The organism is Geminicoccus flavidas, assembly GCF_009806515.1.
GTDB classification, from domain to species: Bacteria; Pseudomonadota; Alphaproteobacteria; order Geminicoccales; family Geminicoccaceae; genus Geminicoccus; species Geminicoccus flavidus.
In genome coordinates, this window is sequence record NZ_WUJP01000319.1 from 1 (window position 1) to 17221 (window position 17221).

Below are 17221 nucleotides of genomic sequence, written 5' to 3' on the forward strand. Positions count from 1 at the left end.
CCGCCTCGATCAGCATGGTCGATTCATCCAGGATCATGACCGGCCTGGGCTCGACATGCGCTTCCCGGCCGTCCTCGTGAACGAGCCGCCAGACCGTGGCCTGCGGCCCGGTCAGCAGGCCGGCATGGCCGGCCAGGTCGGCAGGCTCACAAGGATGGCCGTTCGCCGCCAGATAGGCCGGTGCCGCCACCGCCACGACTGGTGCCTCCGCCAGGCGGCGCTGCGTCAGCGTGGAGTCGGCCAGGGGTGCTGCGTGGCTGCGCAGCGCGATGTCGAAGCCTTCCTGGATCAGGTCGACGAAGCGGTCGGTGGCGTGCACTTCCAGCCGGAGTTTCGGATAGGCCAGGGCGATCCTCGGCAGCACGCCGGCCAGATGGAGCTGGCAGACCGGCAGCGAGGCGGTGATCCGCACCGGCCCAGACGGCGCCGCCAGGCGCCGCTGCACCAGGCCGGCGGCGGTTTCCGCCTCGATCAGCGCGGCGCTGGCATGGGTGAAGAAGCCCTGGCCTAATTCGCTCAGGCGAAAGCTGCGCGAGCTGCGCTCGATCAGTTTGGCCCCCAGCGCCGCCTCGAGCTCGGCCACCCGCTTGCTTACCGTCGATTTCGGCACGCCCAGCCGCCGGGCCGCCCCGGTGAAGCTGCCGGCTTCCACCGCGCGCACGAAGAAGCGGAGATCGTTCAGGTTGAGCATGGTGGAATCGTCCACATCCATGGACGGCAAATCTCCAAAGCCCCGTCTGTTCGGTCAATGTCCACGATGTCAGCTTTCGCGGGGTCAGGGGCGGACGGATGACCGTCCCGAACGACGGGAACCAGAGATCATGACTCCGATCCTCTTCTACGGCGTGCCGGAAGGCTGCTCGTTCGGCTCGATCGTGGCACTGGAATGGCTGGGCCAGCCCTACCGGCTCTGCCGCATCCTGATGCCCGAGCAGGTCAGCGGCCCGAAGTTCCGCCAGGTCAACCCGCTGGGTGAGACGCCCGTGCTGCTGACCGAGGACGGCCGGCTGCTCGCCCAGAGCATGGCGATCCTCAATCACCTGGCGGCCCGCGGGATCGACCGCGGGCTGGGCTTTCCCCCGGGCAGTGCCGACTTCGACCGGCTGAACGAGATGCTGGCCTTCCTCAACACCAGCTTCTTCAGCGCCTTCTCGCCACTCTGGCACGTGCTGGAACACGGGCTCGACGATTCGGCTGGCGCCACGCTCACCCGCTGGGGCCGGGAACAGGTGGCCACGGCCCATGCCCAGCTCGAGACCCTGCTGGCCGGCCGAGACTGGCTCCTGGGCGAGCGCCCCAGCCTTGCGGATGCCTATTTCGCGGGGATCGCCCGCTGGGCGGACTTCCATCGGGCGGTCGACCGGCGGGACTATCCGGGCCTGGACCGGCTGCTGCGGCGGCTTGCCGACGATCCGGCCGTGCGCTTTGCCCATGCCGTCGAGTACGGCCTTGCCGCCACCAGTGCCGGCGGCTTCGAGGGCGAGGTCACGCTGGACCAGGCACTGCGCCTCGTGGCCCGGTCAGGCGCGCAGGATCTGGCGCAGCAGGGGGAGCAGCTCGGCCTGCGCCTCCAGGAGCGCGCCGCCGTCCCGGGCGAGTAGGCGCACGAACAGACCGGCCTCGCCGCGCAGCGGGCTCGCCCCACCGAACCGGTCCGGCCGCTCCAGCAGCGCTCCGATCTCCCGGCACCAGTCGCGGGCAGCGGCGGGTGCGGCCGGGCGGACCAGCAGCAGGCTGGCCTGTGCCCGCAGCCCACTCGTCACCCCGGGCACGTCCGCCAGCAGGGCCGGGCCCGACATGGCGGCGCGGTCCAGGGCGATCAGCCGCCCATCCGGGCGGACGAGGCGCAGGGTGGCGGTGAACCGGTCGAACGCCCGCCCGGCATGGGCCGGATCGTGCATCATGAAGCCGTCGCCGACCAGCAGCCGCGCGTCCCCCTTGGCGGTCACCTCGATCGTCTGGGTGAGCCGGCTGTCCGGGAACAGGATCAGGGGAGGGGGCGTGAACTCCAGCAGCGAACTCGCCTCCGCCACCAGCTCGATCCGCTGCTCGCTGGCGCCGCCGTTCGGCATCTCGTGGACCACGGTCGCGGCCGGAACCTCGACCCGCAGCTCGGCACCCTGCTGCACGGCGACGCGCTGGCCGAGCCGCTCGTCCTCGAAGATTCCCCCCGACATCGACTGGACGAAGATCCGCGCACCCAGCGGCCGGCCGGGCAGGTCCCAGAGCGGCGCCTGCACCGAGAAGGGATGGCACACCCGGCGGCCGGCGAGGGCGGTCCGGCCGTCCGGCCCGGCCCGGAACGAGAGGTCGAGGGCCGGGTTCATGCGTCCTGGAACAGCACCGCATGGCAGATGGCGTCCGCCACCTGGTCGACCCCGTCGCCCTTGCGGCAGTTGGTGCAGACGATCGGCCGCCCGGCGCGCACCGCCTTTGCTTCCTCCAGCATTCGCGGGAGATCGACGCCGACATGCTCGTGCAGGTCGACCTTGTTGATCACCAGCAGATCGCACTGGAGGATGCCCGGCCCGCGCTTTCTCGGGATGTCGTCGCCGCCGGCCACGTCGATCACGAACAGCCAGTAGTCGACCAGGTCGAGCGAGAAGGTCGAGGCGAGATTGTCGCCGCCGCTCTCGATCAGGATCAGCTGGAGGCCCGGGAAGGCCCGGTCCAGGCTGTCGGCTGCCTCCATGTTCAGGGTCGGGTCCTCGCGGATCACGGTGTGCGGGCAGGCACCCGCCTCCACCGCCAGGACACGCGACGGATCGAGCAGGTTCGCCCGGCGCAGCCGCTCCGCGTCCTCGTGGGTCACGAGGTCGTTGGTGATCACGGCCAGGTCCACGCCCCGTGCCTTCAGCCGCGGGATCAGCGCCTCCAGGAGCGCGGTCTTGCCCGAGCCCACCGGCCCGCCGATCCCGACCCGTGCCGCACCCTTGCTCATCGAAACATCCCGTTCATCGCAGCATGTAGCGCCGGTTCAGCGGCACCCGCTTCGCTGGCTCGCACATCAGGAGCCTGCCGTCCGCCCGCACGTCGAACGTGCGCGGGTCCACCTCGATCTTCGGCATGGCGTCGTTGCGGATCATGTCCTTCTTGCCCAGGCCGCGCAGGTTCCTGATCGGTACGAACGGCTTCTCCACCCTGAGCTTCTTCTGCGTGTCCGCCTCGATCGCCAGCTTCGACACGAAGGTGACGCCCAGCTCGAGCGGCGAGCGCCCGAACGAGCCCCACATCGGCCGCTGCACGATCGGCTCCGAATCGGTCTGGCTGGCATTGCCGTCGCCCATCGCCGCCCAGACGATGAAGCCGCTCTTGATCACCATCCAGGGCTTCGCGCCGAACGAGGCGCGCGGCCAGAGCACGAGGTCGGCCATCTTGCCGGGCTCGATCGAGCCGACATGCGCGTCCATGCCCGACGCGATCGCCGGGTTGATCGTGTATTTCGCGACGTAGCGCTTGATCCGCTCGTTGTCGGCCCGCTGGGTCGTCTCCTCCGGCAGCCGGCCGACCCGCTCCTTCATCACGCTGGCGAGCTGCCAGCATTTCGCGACGTTCTCCGCCAGCCGCCCCATGCCCTGGGTGTCGGTCGCGAAGATCGAGATCGCGCCCATGTCGTGGAGGAAATCCTCCGCGGCCATGCTCTGCGCGCGCACCCGCGATTCCGCGAAGGCCAAGTCCTCCGGCAGGCGCCAGTTCATCATGTGCGCCAGCATGGTCATCGGCAGACCCTCGTTCAGCGCATAGGCGGTGAACGGGTTGGTCGGGTTGGTCGAGGACGGCAGGACGTTCGGGTGGCTGTTGACGATCAGCAGGTCCGGCGCATGGCCGCCGCCCGCCCCCTCCACATGGTACATGTGGATGGTCCGGCCATCGATTGCGCGCAGCGTGTCCTCGCAGAATCCATACTCGTTGATCGTGTCGGTATGGAGGTTGACCTGGAAGTCGTTGCGGTCGGCGGCTACTAGGCTGCCGTCGATCACCGCCGGCGAGGCGCCCAGATCCTCGTGGATCTTCACGCCCAGGCAGCCGCCCGACACCGATTCCTCGACCGCTCCCGGGTCGGAGCAGCCACGGCCCAGGAAGGCGAAGTTCAGCGGGAAAGCGTCGCAGGCCTGGATGATCTGGCCGACCACGTTCGGTCCGGCACAGCTCGTGTCGAAATGTGGCCCCGGCGACATGCCGATCATGGTGGTGCAGCCGCCGGCCAGCGCATGTTCCCACTGCTGCGGCGAAAGGAAATGGGCGTGCGCCTCGATGGCACCGGCCGTGCAGATGAACGCATCGCCGTGGATCACGGTGGTGTTCGGCCCGCAGCGCAAATCCGGGTGCACCCCGTCCATGATGTCCGGGTTGCCGGCCTTGCCCACACCCACGATCCGCCCGTCGCGGATGCCGATGTCCGCCTTCACGATGCCGATGACCGCGTCGATGATCGTGGCGTTCTGGATCACCGTGTCCAGCGCGCCGGACCCATAGGTCCCGGTGGTCTGGAAGCCCTCGCCGTCGCGCATCGACTTGCCGGCACCGGTGGTCAGCTCTTCGCCATAGACGGTGAAGTCCCGCTCGATCTCGGCGAGCAGCTCGGTGTCGCCCAGGCGCACCATGTCGCCTGTGGTGGGCCCATAGACCTCGGCGTAGTGACGCCGGCTGAGGACCGCCATCGTTCTTCTCCTTAGCTCGGGTCAGGCGCCGCGATAGTTCTGGGCACGGGCCAGGGCCAGTGCCGCCTGCCGGCTGTCCTCCGTGCGGGTGGTGCCGTTGACCAGGCCCGCCTGGCCGTACACCAGCCCGTCGCCGCCGATCTCCACTAGCTCGACCGACTTCCGCAGCCCGGGCTCGAACCGCACGCCCTGGCCGGATGGCACGTCCAGCCGCATGCCGAACGCGGCGGCCCGGTCGAATTCCAGCGCCCGGTTGGTCTCGAAGAAATGGGCGTGGCTGCGCACCTGGATATCGCGGTCGCCGGTATTGACCACCTCGACTGTCACCTTGTTCCGCCCGGCATTGACCTCGATGTCCTCGTCCGGGGTGATGATCTCTCCCGCCACCCGATGCTCCTCGACCGGTTTCTCCCCGGGGCCAACCGGCCGGAACACGATCACCATCTTGGTGCCTTCCTCGAAGTCCGCCTCGACCGACACCAGCTCGATCATCGCAGCCACGCCCGGCATCACGTCGTCCGTGGTGAGCAGCCGCCCGGCCATGTCGACGATCGCCTCGTATGCCATGCCGGCACGGGCGGCGAGCAGCATCTCGTCGGCGATCAGCGCCACCGCCTCGGGATGGGACAGGCGGATGCCACGGGCCTTGTGCCGGCGCGCGAACTCCGCGGCGGTGAAGATCCACAGCCGCTCCATCTCAGTCGGCGTGAGGTTCATCATGTCGTCGGCCTCACCTCGTCAGTTGGCGAACAAGCGCAGTTCCTGCCCCGCATGGCGCATCATCGCGATCTCCGCCGCGGGTGTGAACGCAGCAGCCTCGTCCAGGGCGGGCAGGGGACCTGCCAGAAGCCCGGCCAGCACCGGCCGGAGCGCCGTCAGCGCCTGCTGCGCGTCCAGATGGCTGGCGAGACCCAGGCGGATCGCGGCCGTGCAGAACGCGCTGGCCGCGGCATGGGCAGCGACTGCGAGCGCTTCCTCCAGACCGAGTCCCACGCCGGCCAGCACCATGCCCTGGACCACCGTCTGATGGCCAAGTGCCGCGCCCTCGTGGACGCGCGCTCGCAGCTCGGCTGCCCCTGCTGTACCCAGGCGCTGATGGACGCCCAGCAGCGCGTTGCCGGCCCGCTTCGAGCCTTCCCGGGCAGGCTCGGCCAGCGTCGCGGCATCGACCCAGTCGTCCAGCTCGCACAGGCCCTGAAGGTCACCGCAGAGCTGGTGCGCTTGGGCGATCACTACCCGGTCGAAGCAGGCCCAGCGTTGGCGGAACTGGCCCTCGATGAAGCGACGGAGGTCGCGCCGGCCAAGACGGCCCGCATCCGCAAGCCCTTCCAGGCCCCAGGAAAAGGCGAAGCCGCCGCTCGGGAACTGGCTGTCGCCGTGCTGGAGGGCCGCCAGCAGGCGGGTGGGGTCAGCCATCGACCAGGGTGACCCGCCCGGCGGCCAGATGCTCCTCGATCCGCGCCAGGTAGCGCTCGCGCGGCACGTCGACCGCGACCAGCAGATGCCCGTCCGCGAAACGCACTCGCCAGTGGAGGTTGCCGGCGAGATAGCCCAGTTCCAAGGCGAAGCCCTCGGCCGGCCGCAGCTTCAGCCATTCCTGCTCGCCGACCTTCACCACGATCGCCCGGTCGTCCTCCAGCAGCAGCACGGCACCGTCGAACAGCCTGGTGTCGCGGGGCAGGGCGATCGCGCATTCGGTGCCCTGATCGGTGACGGCGCGAAAGCGCCGCCGCGGCAGGTCGGCCACCGCGACCGTGACCGTTTCCACCCGGCCCTCATGGGCCAGATGGTGCAGCCGGTGGGCGAGGCCCGGCTCGGCGCGGTCGCCGATGATCCGCTCGATATGGCAGAGCTGGCTGGTCATGGTGGGCTCGGTCGCGTGCGGTCCAGGTCGGCCAGGGCATAGTCCCGATCCACACAGGATTCAACGCCGGCCATGCGGGATATTCGTCTAGACCATGCCGTGGCCTGCCCGCACGGTGACTTGTGCCGGGCAAGAAGATCACCGGATCCGCCAATAATCAGTCCGCTTCTGTCGGCGCGTTCTTCATGCCGTCTGTCCGGAATTCATCGTATGAAATTCGCTCGGCTCGCGGTTTGATCCTGTCCGTGCTGCATTCGTTTGACACACTGGAGGCGGGCGGATATTGTCTTGAGATAAAGTGCAAGAAGTCGCCGGGAAGAACTGCGGCCATGGAGGCGGGATGATCAATGACGTCATTTTGGCGGCTAAAGGTCTGACCAAGCAGTTCAAAGGTTTTGTCGCAGTAAACGATGTAGATCTTCAGGTCGACCGCGGATCGATCCATGCGCTGATCGGGCCCAACGGGGCCGGCAAGACGACCTGCTTCAACCTGCTCACCAAGTTCCTGCAGCCGACGCGCGGCACCATCACCTATAACGGCCGGGACATCACCCGGATGCAGCCGGCGGACATCGCCAGGCTCGGCATGGTGCGCTCCTTCCAGATCTCTGCAGTGTTCCCCCATCTGACCGCCCTGGAGAATGTCCGCATCGCCCTGCAGCGCCAGCGCGGCGACAGCTTCGACTTCTGGCGCTCGGAGCGGGTGCTCTCCGGTTTCGACGGCCGAGCCCTGGCCCTGCTGGATGAGGTGGGCCTGGCCAACTTCGCCGTGGCCCCGGCCGGTGCGCTTCCCTATGGCCGCAAGCGCGCGCTGGAGATCGCCACCACTTTGGCGTTGGACCCGGAGATGCTGCTGCTCGACGAGCCGATGGCCGGCATGGGCCACGAGGACGTCGACCGCATCGCCGGCGTCATCCAGCGCATCGCCCAAAAACGCACGGTGCTGATGGTGGAGCACAATTTGTCGGTCGTCGCCCGGCTCGCCAGCCGGATCACCGTGCTGGCGCGTGGCAAGGTGCTGGCCGAGGGCGACTACGCCACCGTGTCGAAGAACCCGGACGTCATCGACGCCTATATCGGAGCCGGCCATGGCTGAGGCCCAACTCCTGGAGCGGACGCCCGCCACAGCAGGCGGCAGCCTGCTCGCGGTCCGCGACCTCCATGGCTGGTATGGCGAGAGCCATGTCCTGCACGGCATCAGCTTCGATGTCCACGAGGGCGAGGTCGTCACCCTGCTCGGCCGCAACGGGGCCGGCAAGACCACCACGCTGAAGGCGATCATGGGCATCCTGGGCAAGCGCCGGGGCTCGATTGTCTTCGACGGGCGCGAGACGATCAGCCTGCCCGCAAGGGTGATCGCGCGCGCCGGCATCGCGTTTTGCCCGGAGGAACGCGGCATCTTCGCCAGCCTCTCGGTTGAGGAAAACTTGATGCTGCCGCCCAAGGTCCGCGACGGCGGGCTCTCGGTCGAGCAGATCTTCGAGCTGTTCCCGAACCTGAAGGAGCGCCTGTCCAGCCAGGGCACCAAGCTCTCCGGTGGCGAGCAGCAGATGCTGGCGATCGGCCGGATCCTGCGCACCGGGGCCAAGCTGCTGCTGCTGGACGAGCCCACCGAAGGGCTGGCGCCGGTGATCGTCCAGCAGATCGGGCACACCATCGCCAGGCTCAAGCGGTCCGGCTTCACCATCGTCCTGGTGGAGCAGAACTTCCGCTTCGCGGCCTCGGTCGCGGACCGACACTATGTCGTGGAACAGGGCAGGGTCATCGACACGATCCGCAACGACGAGCTGGAAAGCAACATCGACAAGCTGCACGCCTATCTCGGCGTGTAGCCCGAGGCATTCAGCAGGACGGCGCACAAAAAGCGCCGCGCAAGGGAGAGCTTGGACCAGATGACGAGGATCAGGAACTTCACGCTGGCAGCAGTGGCCGCGACGCTGCTTTCCGGCACTGCCCTAGCCGAAACTGCCGTGAAGATCGGCGTGCTCAACGACCGCTCCGGTGTCTATGCCGACCTTTCCGGCGAGGGCTCGGTCGTCGCTGCACAGATGGCGGTCGAGGACTTCAAGGCGGCGGAGAAGGGCATCACGGTCGAGATCGTCTCGGCCGACCACCAGAACAAGCCGGATGTTGCCTCGACCATCGCGCGGCAGTGGTACGACCAGGACGGCGTCGACGTGATCGTGGACGTACCGACCTCTTCGGCGGCACTGGCGGTCAATGACATCACCCGCGAGAAGAACAAGGTCTTCATCAACTCAGGCGCCGGCACCGCCGACCTGACCGGGCCGCAATGCTCGCCCAACACGGTCCACTGGACCTACGATACCTGGGCGCTGGCCCATGGCACCGGCAGCGCCATGGTCGAGGCCGGCCACAAGAAATGGTTCTTCCTGACCGCCGACTACGCCTTCGGCCAGGCACTGGAGCGCGACACGACCGCGGTGGTGGAAGCGGCTGGCGGCGAGGTGGTCGGGACCGTCCGTCATCCCTTCCCGGGCTCCGACTTCTCGTCCTTCCTCCTGCAGGCGCAGTCGTCGGGTGCGGACGTGATCGGGCTGGCCAATGCCGGCGGCGACACGATCAACTCGATCAAGCAGGCTTCCGAGTTCGGCATCACCCAGGGCGGCCAGGCGATCGCCGGCCTGCTGGTGTTCCTGACTGACATCCACGCGCTGGGGCTGGAGACGGCGCAGGGCCTGGTGCTCACCGAGAGCTTCTACTGGGACCTGAACGACGGCACCCGTGAATGGTCCAAGCGCTTTGCCGAGCGGCATGACGGCGACATGCCGACCATGGTCCAGGCGGGCGTCTATGCCGGCGTGCTGCACTACCTCAAGGCCGTGGAGGCGACCGGCGGCAAGGACGCAACCGCGGTCCTGGCCAAGATGAAGGAGATGCCGACCGACGATCCCCTGTTCGGCAAGGGCACGATCCGGGAGGACGGCCGCAAGGTCCACGACATGTACCTGTTCCGGGTAAAGACGCCGGACCAGTCACAGGGGCCGTGGGACTATTACGAGCAGGTCGCCACCATCCCGGCGGACCAGGCATTCCGCCCGCTGAACGAGGGCAACTGCCCGCTCGTGAAGTGATTGCGACGACGCGGGAAGTGCCGGCCGCAGGTCGGTGCCCCCCGCGTCGTCACCTCATCCCGTGACCGCAGGACGGGCCGATGTTCGAGCTTCTGGGAATCCCGCCGCAGGCCCTGTTCGGCCAGCTCCTGCTGGGCCTGATCAACGGCTCGTTCTATGCGCTGCTGAGCCTAGGCCTGGCAATCATCTTCGGTCTGTTGAACATCATCAACTTCACCCACGGCGCGCAGTACATGATGGGCGCGTTCGTGGCCTGGATGCTGCTCAACTATCTCGGGATCAACTACTGGGCCGCGCTTATCCTGGCTCCGGTGATCGTCGGGATCACCGGCGTCATCATCGAGCGCCTGCTGATCTCGCGGCTCTACCATCTCGACCATCTATACGGCCTCCTGCTGACCTTCGGCCTGGCGCTGATCATCCAGGGCCTGTTCCGCAACGAGTACGGCATCTCCGGACTGCCCTACCAGATCCCGAGCCAGCTCTCCGGTGGCATGAATCTGGGCTTCATGTTCCTGCCGAACTATCGCGGCTGGGTGGTGGCGGCGTCCCTGGTCGCCTGCCTCGCCACCTGGTTCGTAATCGAGAAGACCAGGCTGGGTGCGTACCTGCGCGCGGCCACCGAGAACCCGACCCTGGTGGGTGCCTTCGGCATCAACGTGCCGCGCCTGATCACGCTCACCTACGGGTTCGGCGTCGCGCTAGCCGCGTTCGCCGGCGTGCTGGCCGCTCCCATCTACTCGGTTAACCCGAACATGGGGGCCGACCTCATCATCGTCGTGTTCGCGGTCGTGGTGATCGGCGGCATGGGCTCGATCCTGGGCTCGATCGTCACCGGCTTCGGCCTGGGCCTGATCGAGGGCCTGACCCGCGTGTTTTATCCGGAGGGATCGGCGGTGGTGATCTTCGTGATCATGGCGATCGTGCTCCTGGTGAAGCCCGCCGGCCTGTTCGGGAGGACCGTGTGATGGCCGCCGAAACCCAAAACGCCCGCACCCAGGTCGCCGCTCCGGCGCTCACCCCGCCGGCCAGTATGATGGGCATGCCGCGCCACCATCTCCTGATCTTCCTGGGCCTGCTGGCCCTGGGCCTGATCGGCCCCTTCGTCCTTTACCCCGTGTTCCTGATGAAGGTGATGTGCTTTGCGCTGTTCGCCTGCGCCTTCAACCTGCTGCTGGGCTACGGCGGACTCCTGAGCTTCGGCCATGCCGCCTATTTCGGCTCGGCCAGCTATGTCAGCGCCTACGCCGCCAAGGCCTGGGGGCTCACGCCCGAGCTCGCGATCCTGCTCGGCACGGCGACCGCCGCAGTGCTGGGGCTGGTGTTCGGGGCACTCGCCATCCGCCGGCAGGGCATCTACTTCGCGATGGTCACGCTGGCCTTTGCCCAGATGGTGTATTTCTTCTCGGTGCAGGCCCCGTTCACTGGTGGCGAGGACGGCATCCAGTCCGTCCCGCGCGGCCATCTGTTCGGCCTGATCGACCTGGGCCCCGACCGCAGCCTCTATTTCCTCGTGCTGGCGGTCACCTTCTTCGGCCTGCTCCTAATCTACCGGATCATCCACTCGCCGTTCGGCCAGGTGCTCAAGGCGATCCGCGACAACGAGCCCCGCTCGATCTCCCTGGGCTACCGCACCAACCAGTACAAGCTGGCCGTGTTCGTGCTCTCCGCCACGCTGGCGGGCCTGGCCGGCGCCACCAAGGCTCTGGTGTTCCAGCTGGCCTCGCTCACCGACGTCTACTGGACCATGTCTGGCGAGGTCGTGCTGATGACGCTCCTGGGCGGCATGGGCACGGTGTTCGGCCCGATCGTGGGTGCCGCGGTGGTCGTCACCATGCAGAACTACCTGGCCACCTTCGGCGCCTGGGTGACCATCATCCAAGGCGTCATCTTCGTGGTCAGCGTGCTCCTGTTCCGCGAGGGGATCATCGGCGTGCTGGGCAGGTGGCTGAAGAAACCGCTCTGATTCGCGTGGCTCAGGACTTCTTCGCGTGGTGCTCCGGCTTGCCCTTCTGCCTGGTCGCGGCCATGGGGTGGAGCTCCTTCTCGCACATCGACCTGGACGGACCTCCGGGCTCGCTGACCTTCCTGTCGCGGCGCTTGGCCGAGAGCGCAGCGCCGGCCGCCATCTGCTGGGACTTCGACTTGGCAGGCATGTTCGACGCCTTCCCTGGACGAAGTTGACCGGATGGACAGGCATGGCCGCCGGGTGATCGCCCGGGCCATGCCTGTCCTGCATCGGCACCCGGCTCAGTCAGGCGTGCGCAGCGTCGGGATTGACGATCCGCTTGGCGAGGTCGGTCAGCTTCTCGTCGGTGCGCTTCTCCTCGTCCAGGATCGCATGGAGCGTCGCTTGGTCATTGGAGAAGCCGAGTTGCTTCGCCCAGGTCGCGAGCGACCCGTAGGCGGCGATCTCGTAGTGCTCGATGCGCTGGGCCGAGGCGATCAGGCCGGCGTCGCGCAGGTCCGGGTCGGGCACCATGCCGGCCCATTTCTCGGACTCGCGGATCAGTCCCTGCATGGACTGGTCGACATGCTCGCCCGGCTGTGCGTTGTGCGCCTGGAGCATGCCGTCCAGCCGCTCCAGCTGCGACTGGGTCTCCTGCTGATGCTCCTGGAAGCCCTTCTTCAGCTCCGCATGGTCCGCGCGCTCGGCCATGAGCTGCAGGCCCTTGACGAGCTGCGCCTCCACATTGCGCAGTTCCTGCAGTTCGGCAACGTACATCTGGCGGAAGTTTTCGACGTTCATCTGCTCTCTCCTCCAAACCCGCGGCAGCCGCAGCTCGCCAGCGAACGTGAGGGCAGCAGCGCCACTACTGCTCAGGTCGGCTTGGGCGGCGCCTGCTTCGTGTCGCGCAGCTCCTCGGCGAGCTGGGCATCATCGGTGGACTGGCGGTTGGTCTTGAGGTCGCCGGCCCTCGTCCTGGGCGGCTTTTCCGGCTGACCCTGGCCAGTGCCAGGGGACGTGCCGGCGGCCTTGGTGCTGCCGCTGCTCATCGGGAAACCTCCTGCGGGTTTGCCTGCCCTACCAATAGTGCAGCGACAGAGGCGTTCCGCCCGGCGGCGAATGACTGTCCTGACCAGGCCCCGTCCCGGCCAGACCGGACAACGCCCCTCTGCCGAGCCTGATGCGAACGATGCAATCCCGCGGCACAACCGCGCCGCCAGGGCCGACATCCGCTGATGCACGCATGGAAATTCTGCATCGCGAACGGCCGGCATGAAGTCCTCGCTACATCCGAGATGTGCGGCATCTGTCGAGTTGGAACCCTGACCCTTTCAGGCGCTTCCAACAACCAGAAGAGGAGGATGGTCACCGCACCGGACATCTGGCTTCGAGTCCGGTCAGACATCCGGCTTCGGGACCGGACGGTGCGACCGGTGTCCTCAAGTCCCTCAGAACGGAGTTCAGCCATGCCGACCCCGTCGCGCAGGAGTGCGCCCATGGCCGCTGTGGCGGCAGCACTGCTCCTGCTCAGTGCCTGTGCCGGCACGCCGCCGCCGGACGATTCGATCGCGACGGCGAAACTGGCCCTGCAGCGCGCCGAAGCGAGCGAGGCGCCGAGCGAGGCCCCGCTGGAGCTGCAGCAGGCACGCGAGAAGCTCGCCCAGGCGGAACAGGCCATGGCCGAGGAGGACTATCGGAAGGCCCGCCGCCTGGCGCAGGAGGCCGCTGCCGATGCCGGCCTGGCCGAGGCGCAGGCCGAGCGGGCGGTGGCCGAGCGCAATCGGCAGCAGGTGGACAGCGCCATCGACGCGCTGGCGCCGGGCGGATCGGCGGTGACCACACCGGCCCCGTCGAACGGCACGGCGCCGGCCGCCGCCACAACGCCCCTGGCACCTGCCGCCCCCGGAGGGATACAGTGATGCGCAACGTCATGACCGCGACGCTGCTGGCCGGGTGCGGCCTGGCGTTGGCCGCCTGCAGCACGCCCACCAGCCCGGCGGTGGAGCAGGCGCGCGCCGCAGTGGCCGGGGCGCGGGCCAATCCGGACGTGGTGAGCCGCGCCCAGCCCGAGCTCAATGCCGCCCAGGAAGCGCTGGCCCAGAGCGAGCGGGCGCTGACCGAGGAGGATGACCTCGAGCAGGCCGAGACCCTGGCTTATGTCGCGCAGCGCCGGGCGCAGACCGCCGAGCAGCTGGCCGTGGCCCGGGCCGAGACCGAGGCGGTCCAGGGGGCGGGCGAAGCGCGCGAGCGCGCCATCCGGCAGACGCTGGAGCAGCGCCTGGCCGAGCTGCAGGCCGAGCGGACCGATCGTGGCCTGGTGGTGGGCCTGGCGGGCGACGTGCTGTTCCCGGTCGACCAAGCGACGCTCAGCCCAGGCGGCCTGCGCGAGGTCGACCGGGTCGCTTCGGCCCTGCGCGACTTCCCGCAGGCCACTGCGATCATCGAGGGCCACACCGACAGCACCGGCTCGGACGCCCATAACCTCTCGCTCTCGGAGCGGCGGGCCGACGCGGTGCGTGCAGAACTGGTGGCCGCGGGCCTCGACCCGTCCCGGCTGGTCGCGCGCGGCATGGGCGAGGCCTTTCCGAAGGCGCCCAACGACACGGCCGCCGGCCGGCAGCAGAACCGCCGAGTAGAAGTGATCATCCAGGAAGGCGGCGCCTGATCCTCCGGCAGCGCTGGCGACCGGCCTTCAGCGCGCCGGCCGCCAGCGCAGGAGGCGCATGGCGTTCGCGGTCACCAGCACGGTGGCGCCGGTATCCGCCAGGATCGCCGGCCACAGGCCGGTGATACCCAGCACGGTGGTCGCCAGGAACAGGGCCTTGAGGCCCAGGGCGATCGTGATGTTCTGGGCGATGTTGGCCATGGCGGCGCGTGCCAGCCGGATCATCGCCACGACGTCGCCGACCCGGCCATGCAGGACCGCCGCATCCGCGGTTTCCAGCGCCACGTCGGTGCCGCTGCCCATGGCGATCCCGACATCGGCCGCAGCTAGTGCTGGCGCATCGTTGATGCCGTCGCCGACCTTAGCGACCTTGCGGCCGGCCGCCTGCAGTTCGCCCACGATCCGCTGCTTGTCGACCGGCAGGAGGCCGGCCCTGGCCTCGATCCCGAGATCACCGCCGATCGCGGCTGCGGCGCGCGGATGATCGCCGGTCAGCATGACCGTGCCGATCCCGGCAGCGCCCAGGGCCGCGAGCGCCGCTCTGGCATCCGGGCGCGGCTCGTCGCGCAGCCCGATCAGCCCGGCCACGCTGCCGTCCGCGACCAGGACCGACACGCTGTTGCCGGCCAGCTGCAGCGCCTCGATCCGTGCCGCCACATCCGGCGCGATCGGCGCCACCGCCCCCGCGACCTCGGCACTGCCGAGGAACAGCCGGCTTCCCGCCACCTCGCCCAGCACCCCCTTGCCGGCCAGCGCTTTGGCCGCCGTCACCGCGGGCAGGGCGATCCCTTCGGCACGATCCAGGATCGCCCGCGCGAGCGGGTGGCTGGACTGGCTCTCCAGGGCTGCCGCCAGCCGCAGCACCTCCGCCTCGGGACGGTCGATCCCGACAATTGCCGTGACCGACGGCCGGCCTTCGGTCAGAGTCCCGGTCTTGTCGAACGCCACGAGATCGATCGTGCGCAGCTGCTCCAGGACGCTGCCGCCCTTCATCAGCAGGCCGCGCCTGGCACCGGCCGACAGGGCGGCCGCGATCGCTGCAGGCGTGGAAATGACCAGGGCGCACGGGCAGCCGATCAGGAGGATCGCCATGCCCTTGTAGAGCCATTCGTGCCAGTTCTGCCCGCCCACCAGCGGCGGCAGGACGGCGACCAGGGCCGCCACCGCCACCACCCCCGGCGTGTACCAGCGCGAGAAACGGTTGATCAGCCGCTCGGTCGGCGCCTTGCGCTCCTGGGCCTCCTCCACGAGCTTCACGATCCGGGCGATCGTATTGTCCTCGGTCGGGCGCTGGACCAGGACCTCGAGCACCCCGTCCGTGCTGATCGTCCCGGCGAATACTTCCGCACCCGGCCCCTTGGCGACCGGCAGGCTCTCGCCAGTCACTGGCGCCTCGTCGATCCCGCCGCTGCCGGCCTGGATCACTCCGTCCGCGGCGATCCGGTCGCCCGGCCGGACGCGGATGACCATGCCGGGCCGGAGCTGTTCGGCCGCGATCTCGTCGGTGCCGCCGTCTTGGCGCAGGCGCAGTGCCGTCTTCGGCACGAGCCGGGCCAGGCCCTGGATGCTGGCCCGGGCCCGGCCCGCCGCGACCCCTTCCAGCAGCTCGCCCACCATGAACAGGAACACCACCGCCGCCGCCTCTTCGGCAGCCCCGATCGCCACCGCGCCCACCGCGGCGATGGTCATGAGCATCTCGATCGAGAAGGGTGTGCCGCTGATGGCCGCGGCAAACGCCCGCCGGGCGATCGGGACCAGCCCCACCAGCATGGCCGGGATGAAGATCCACCCTTCGGTGGCCGGCACCAGCCGCTCCAGCAGGAACGCCACCACGAAGGCGAGGCCGCTCGCCGCCGTCAGGATCGCCCGCGGCTGCCGCCACCACGACTCGTCGCCGCCATCATGCGCGTGCAAAAGGCCGTGCGACTCGTCCTCGGCGGCGTGGGCATGCTCATGGTGGCGCCCGTGATGATCGTGACCGCAGCAGGCTCCGTGTGCGGCATCGGCAGAAGGCATGCTGCTCCCGGTCAGGAGGGAAGCCCGGTAGCCCAGCCGCTCGACCTGGCGCTGGATCGCCGAGCGAAATTCCGGCCCATCCGCATGATCGACCGTCATGGTCCCGGCGGCGACCGAGACCGCCACGTCGGCCACGCCCTCGATCCGGCGCACCGCATTGTCCAGCCTCTGCGCACAGGAGGCGCAGTCCATCCCCTGGACGCGAAAGCGGGTCTGCACGGCGGTGGTCATGGCGGTTCCTTGTGACATCCTGCCGGGCACCCTACTTTCTCTAGCGACTAGAGGAGCAAGCCCTTTGCGCACGCTATCGATCGGCGAGGTATCCCGGCGCACCGAGGTGAAGGTACCGACCATCCGCTTCTACGAGCAGATCGGCCTCCTGCCGGCCCCGCCACGCACCGAGGGCAATCGCCGGCGCTACGACGAGGCCGATGTGCGCCGCCTGGCCTTCATCCGCCATGCCCGCGAGCTGGGCTTCGAGGTCGAGGACATCCGCGAGCTCCTGAGCCTGACCGCCCAGCCCAACCGCTCCTGCCACGAGGCCGACAGCATCGCGTCCCGCCACCTGCAGGAGGTCGAGCGCCGGATCGCGCGGCTGGACGCGCTGCGCGTGGAACTCCAGCGCATGGTCGACGAGTGCGGCCATGGCCGGGTGTGCGACTGCCGGGTGATCCAGGTGCTGGCCGATCATGGTCAGTGTGCTCATCACCGGCATTGAACACTTCACCTTGCTCATAGGGCGACAATAAATCCCCGGTAGGGTCTCCAATATCGGGTGCCTGTAGTCGGCTGATCTGTTAGCGGATCTCTCAGCGGGAGGTGCGTGCGACGAGTCACGTCGCCGTCCCGCCGGGAGGACGTCATGAGATCGAAGTGGAAGTCCGCGCTCGCTGGCGGCGGTCTCGGCATGGTGGCAGCCCTGGCGCCGGCACCCGAGGCAGCGGCATCGCATCAGGTGCCGGGCTTCGAGGC

Annotated in this window: 20 protein-coding genes; 9 read left to right on the top strand and 11 right to left on the bottom strand. The window is 68.6% G+C overall.

Annotation, left to right across the window (positions count from 1 at the left end; all coding sequences use genetic code 11):
- The coding region (locus tag EQG76_RS08725; RefSeq protein WP_159712508.1) for a LysR substrate-binding domain-containing protein at nucleotides 1–712 on the bottom strand (712 nt) is incomplete at its 3' end.
- A 109-nt stretch (nucleotides 713–821) separates the two neighbouring features.
- Here EQG76_RS08725 and EQG76_RS08730 point away from each other — a divergent pair.
- On the top strand, nucleotides 822–1601 hold the full coding sequence (locus EQG76_RS08730) for a glutathione S-transferase family protein (RefSeq protein ID WP_159712510.1): 780 nt from the start codon (nucleotides 822–824) through the stop codon (nucleotides 1599–1601).
- On the opposite strand, the gene EQG76_RS08735 is transcribed toward EQG76_RS08730, so the two are convergent.
- From EQG76_RS08735 to ureE, 6 genes are read right to left on the bottom strand one after another with little or no spacing between them, the layout of a single operon-like run.
- Nucleotides 1521–2327 (bottom strand): urease accessory protein UreD, encoded by an 807-nt coding sequence (locus EQG76_RS08735; protein ID WP_159712512.1) that lies wholly within the window; start codon nucleotides 2325–2327, stop codon nucleotides 1521–1523. The genes EQG76_RS08730 and EQG76_RS08735 overlap by 81 nt on opposite strands.
- The gene (gene ureG, locus EQG76_RS08740; RefSeq protein ID WP_159712514.1) at nucleotides 2324–2941 is read right to left on the bottom strand and encodes an urease accessory protein UreG; all 618 of its coding nucleotides are present in this window, start codon (nucleotides 2939–2941) and stop codon (nucleotides 2324–2326) included. The genes EQG76_RS08735 and ureG overlap by 4 nt, the downstream gene beginning before the upstream one ends.
- 13 nt (nucleotides 2942–2954) lie before the next feature.
- Nucleotides 2955–4661: an urease subunit alpha gene (ureC, locus tag EQG76_RS08745; RefSeq protein ID WP_159712516.1), complete on the bottom strand. Its 1707-nt coding sequence runs from the start codon at nucleotides 4659–4661 to the stop codon at nucleotides 2955–2957.
- 21 nt (nucleotides 4662–4682) lie between these two features.
- The gene (ureB, locus tag EQG76_RS08750) at nucleotides 4683–5378 is read right to left on the bottom strand and encodes an urease subunit beta (protein ID WP_159712544.1); all 696 of its coding nucleotides are present in this window, start codon (nucleotides 5376–5378) and stop codon (nucleotides 4683–4685) included.
- Nucleotides 5379–5399: 21 nt separating this feature from the next.
- Complete coding sequence (locus tag EQG76_RS08755; RefSeq protein WP_159712518.1) at nucleotides 5400–6077, bottom strand: urease accessory protein UreF; 678 nt, start codon at nucleotides 6075–6077, stop codon at nucleotides 5400–5402.
- Nucleotides 6070–6525, bottom strand: coding sequence for an urease accessory protein UreE (gene ureE, locus EQG76_RS08760; RefSeq protein WP_159712520.1), 456 nt, complete (start codon nucleotides 6523–6525; stop codon nucleotides 6070–6072). The genes EQG76_RS08755 and ureE overlap by 8 nt, the downstream gene beginning before the upstream one ends.
- A gap of 340 nt (nucleotides 6526–6865) precedes the next feature.
- On the opposite strand from ureE, the gene EQG76_RS08765 reads away from it, so the two are divergent.
- From EQG76_RS08765 to EQG76_RS08785, 5 genes are all read left to right on the top strand, one after another.
- A complete protein-coding gene (locus EQG76_RS08765; protein ID WP_159712522.1) occupies nucleotides 6866–7621 on the top strand; it encodes an ABC transporter ATP-binding protein in 756 nt (251 codons plus the stop codon).
- Nucleotides 7614–8357 carry an ABC transporter ATP-binding protein gene (locus tag EQG76_RS08770; protein ID WP_159712524.1) on the top strand — a complete coding sequence of 248 codons (744 nt, stop codon included), beginning with the start codon at nucleotides 7614–7616 and terminating at the stop codon, nucleotides 8355–8357. The genes EQG76_RS08765 and EQG76_RS08770 overlap by 8 nt, the downstream gene beginning before the upstream one ends.
- 60 nt (nucleotides 8358–8417) lie before the next feature.
- Complete coding sequence (locus EQG76_RS08775; RefSeq protein ID WP_159712526.1) at nucleotides 8418–9620, top strand: ABC transporter substrate-binding protein; 1203 nt, start codon at nucleotides 8418–8420, stop codon at nucleotides 9618–9620.
- Between the two features lie 80 nt (nucleotides 9621–9700).
- On the top strand, nucleotides 9701–10588 hold the full coding sequence (locus EQG76_RS08780; RefSeq protein ID WP_159712528.1) for a branched-chain amino acid ABC transporter permease: 888 nt from the start codon (nucleotides 9701–9703) through the stop codon (nucleotides 10586–10588).
- Nucleotides 10589–10662: 74 nt separating this feature from the next.
- Complete coding sequence (locus EQG76_RS08785) at nucleotides 10663–11586, top strand: branched-chain amino acid ABC transporter permease (protein ID WP_407925516.1); 924 nt, start codon at nucleotides 10663–10665, stop codon at nucleotides 11584–11586.
- Nucleotides 11587–11596: 10 nt separating this feature from the next.
- Here the strand turns inward: EQG76_RS08785 and EQG76_RS08790 are convergent, their stop codons facing one another.
- The 3 genes from EQG76_RS08790 to EQG76_RS08800 form a co-directional block, all read right to left on the bottom strand.
- Nucleotides 11597–11776, bottom strand: coding sequence for a DUF3008 family protein (locus EQG76_RS08790; RefSeq protein WP_159712530.1), 180 nt, complete (start codon nucleotides 11774–11776; stop codon nucleotides 11597–11599).
- Nucleotides 11777–11874: 98 nt separating this feature from the next.
- On the bottom strand, nucleotides 11875–12369 hold the full coding sequence (locus EQG76_RS08795; RefSeq protein WP_159712532.1) for a YciE/YciF ferroxidase family protein: 495 nt from the start codon (nucleotides 12367–12369) through the stop codon (nucleotides 11875–11877).
- 71 nt (nucleotides 12370–12440) lie between these two features.
- On the bottom strand, nucleotides 12441–12617 hold the full coding sequence (locus EQG76_RS08800; protein ID WP_159712534.1) for a hypothetical protein: 177 nt from the start codon (nucleotides 12615–12617) through the stop codon (nucleotides 12441–12443).
- Nucleotides 12618–13064: 447 nt separating this feature from the next.
- Between EQG76_RS08800 and EQG76_RS08805 the strand changes: the two genes are divergently transcribed.
- Together EQG76_RS08805 and EQG76_RS08810 are read left to right on the top strand one after the other, a co-directional pair.
- Complete coding sequence (locus tag EQG76_RS08805) at nucleotides 13065–13487, top strand: DUF4398 domain-containing protein (RefSeq protein WP_159712536.1); 423 nt, start codon at nucleotides 13065–13067, stop codon at nucleotides 13485–13487.
- A complete protein-coding gene (locus EQG76_RS08810) occupies nucleotides 13487–14233 on the top strand; it encodes an OmpA family protein (RefSeq protein WP_159712538.1) in 747 nt (248 codons plus the stop codon). The genes EQG76_RS08805 and EQG76_RS08810 overlap by 1 nt, the downstream gene beginning before the upstream one ends.
- A 27-nt stretch (nucleotides 14234–14260) precedes the next feature.
- Here the strand turns inward: EQG76_RS08810 and EQG76_RS08815 are convergent, their stop codons facing one another.
- Nucleotides 14261–16480, bottom strand: coding sequence for a heavy metal translocating P-type ATPase (locus EQG76_RS08815; protein WP_159712540.1), 2220 nt, complete (start codon nucleotides 16478–16480; stop codon nucleotides 14261–14263).
- 64 nt (nucleotides 16481–16544) lie between these two features.
- Between EQG76_RS08815 and EQG76_RS08820 the strand changes: the two genes are divergently transcribed.
- A complete protein-coding gene (locus tag EQG76_RS08820; protein WP_235031267.1) occupies nucleotides 16545–16967 on the top strand; it encodes a MerR family transcriptional regulator in 423 nt (140 codons plus the stop codon).
- Nucleotides 16968–17221: the final 254 nt, after the last annotated feature.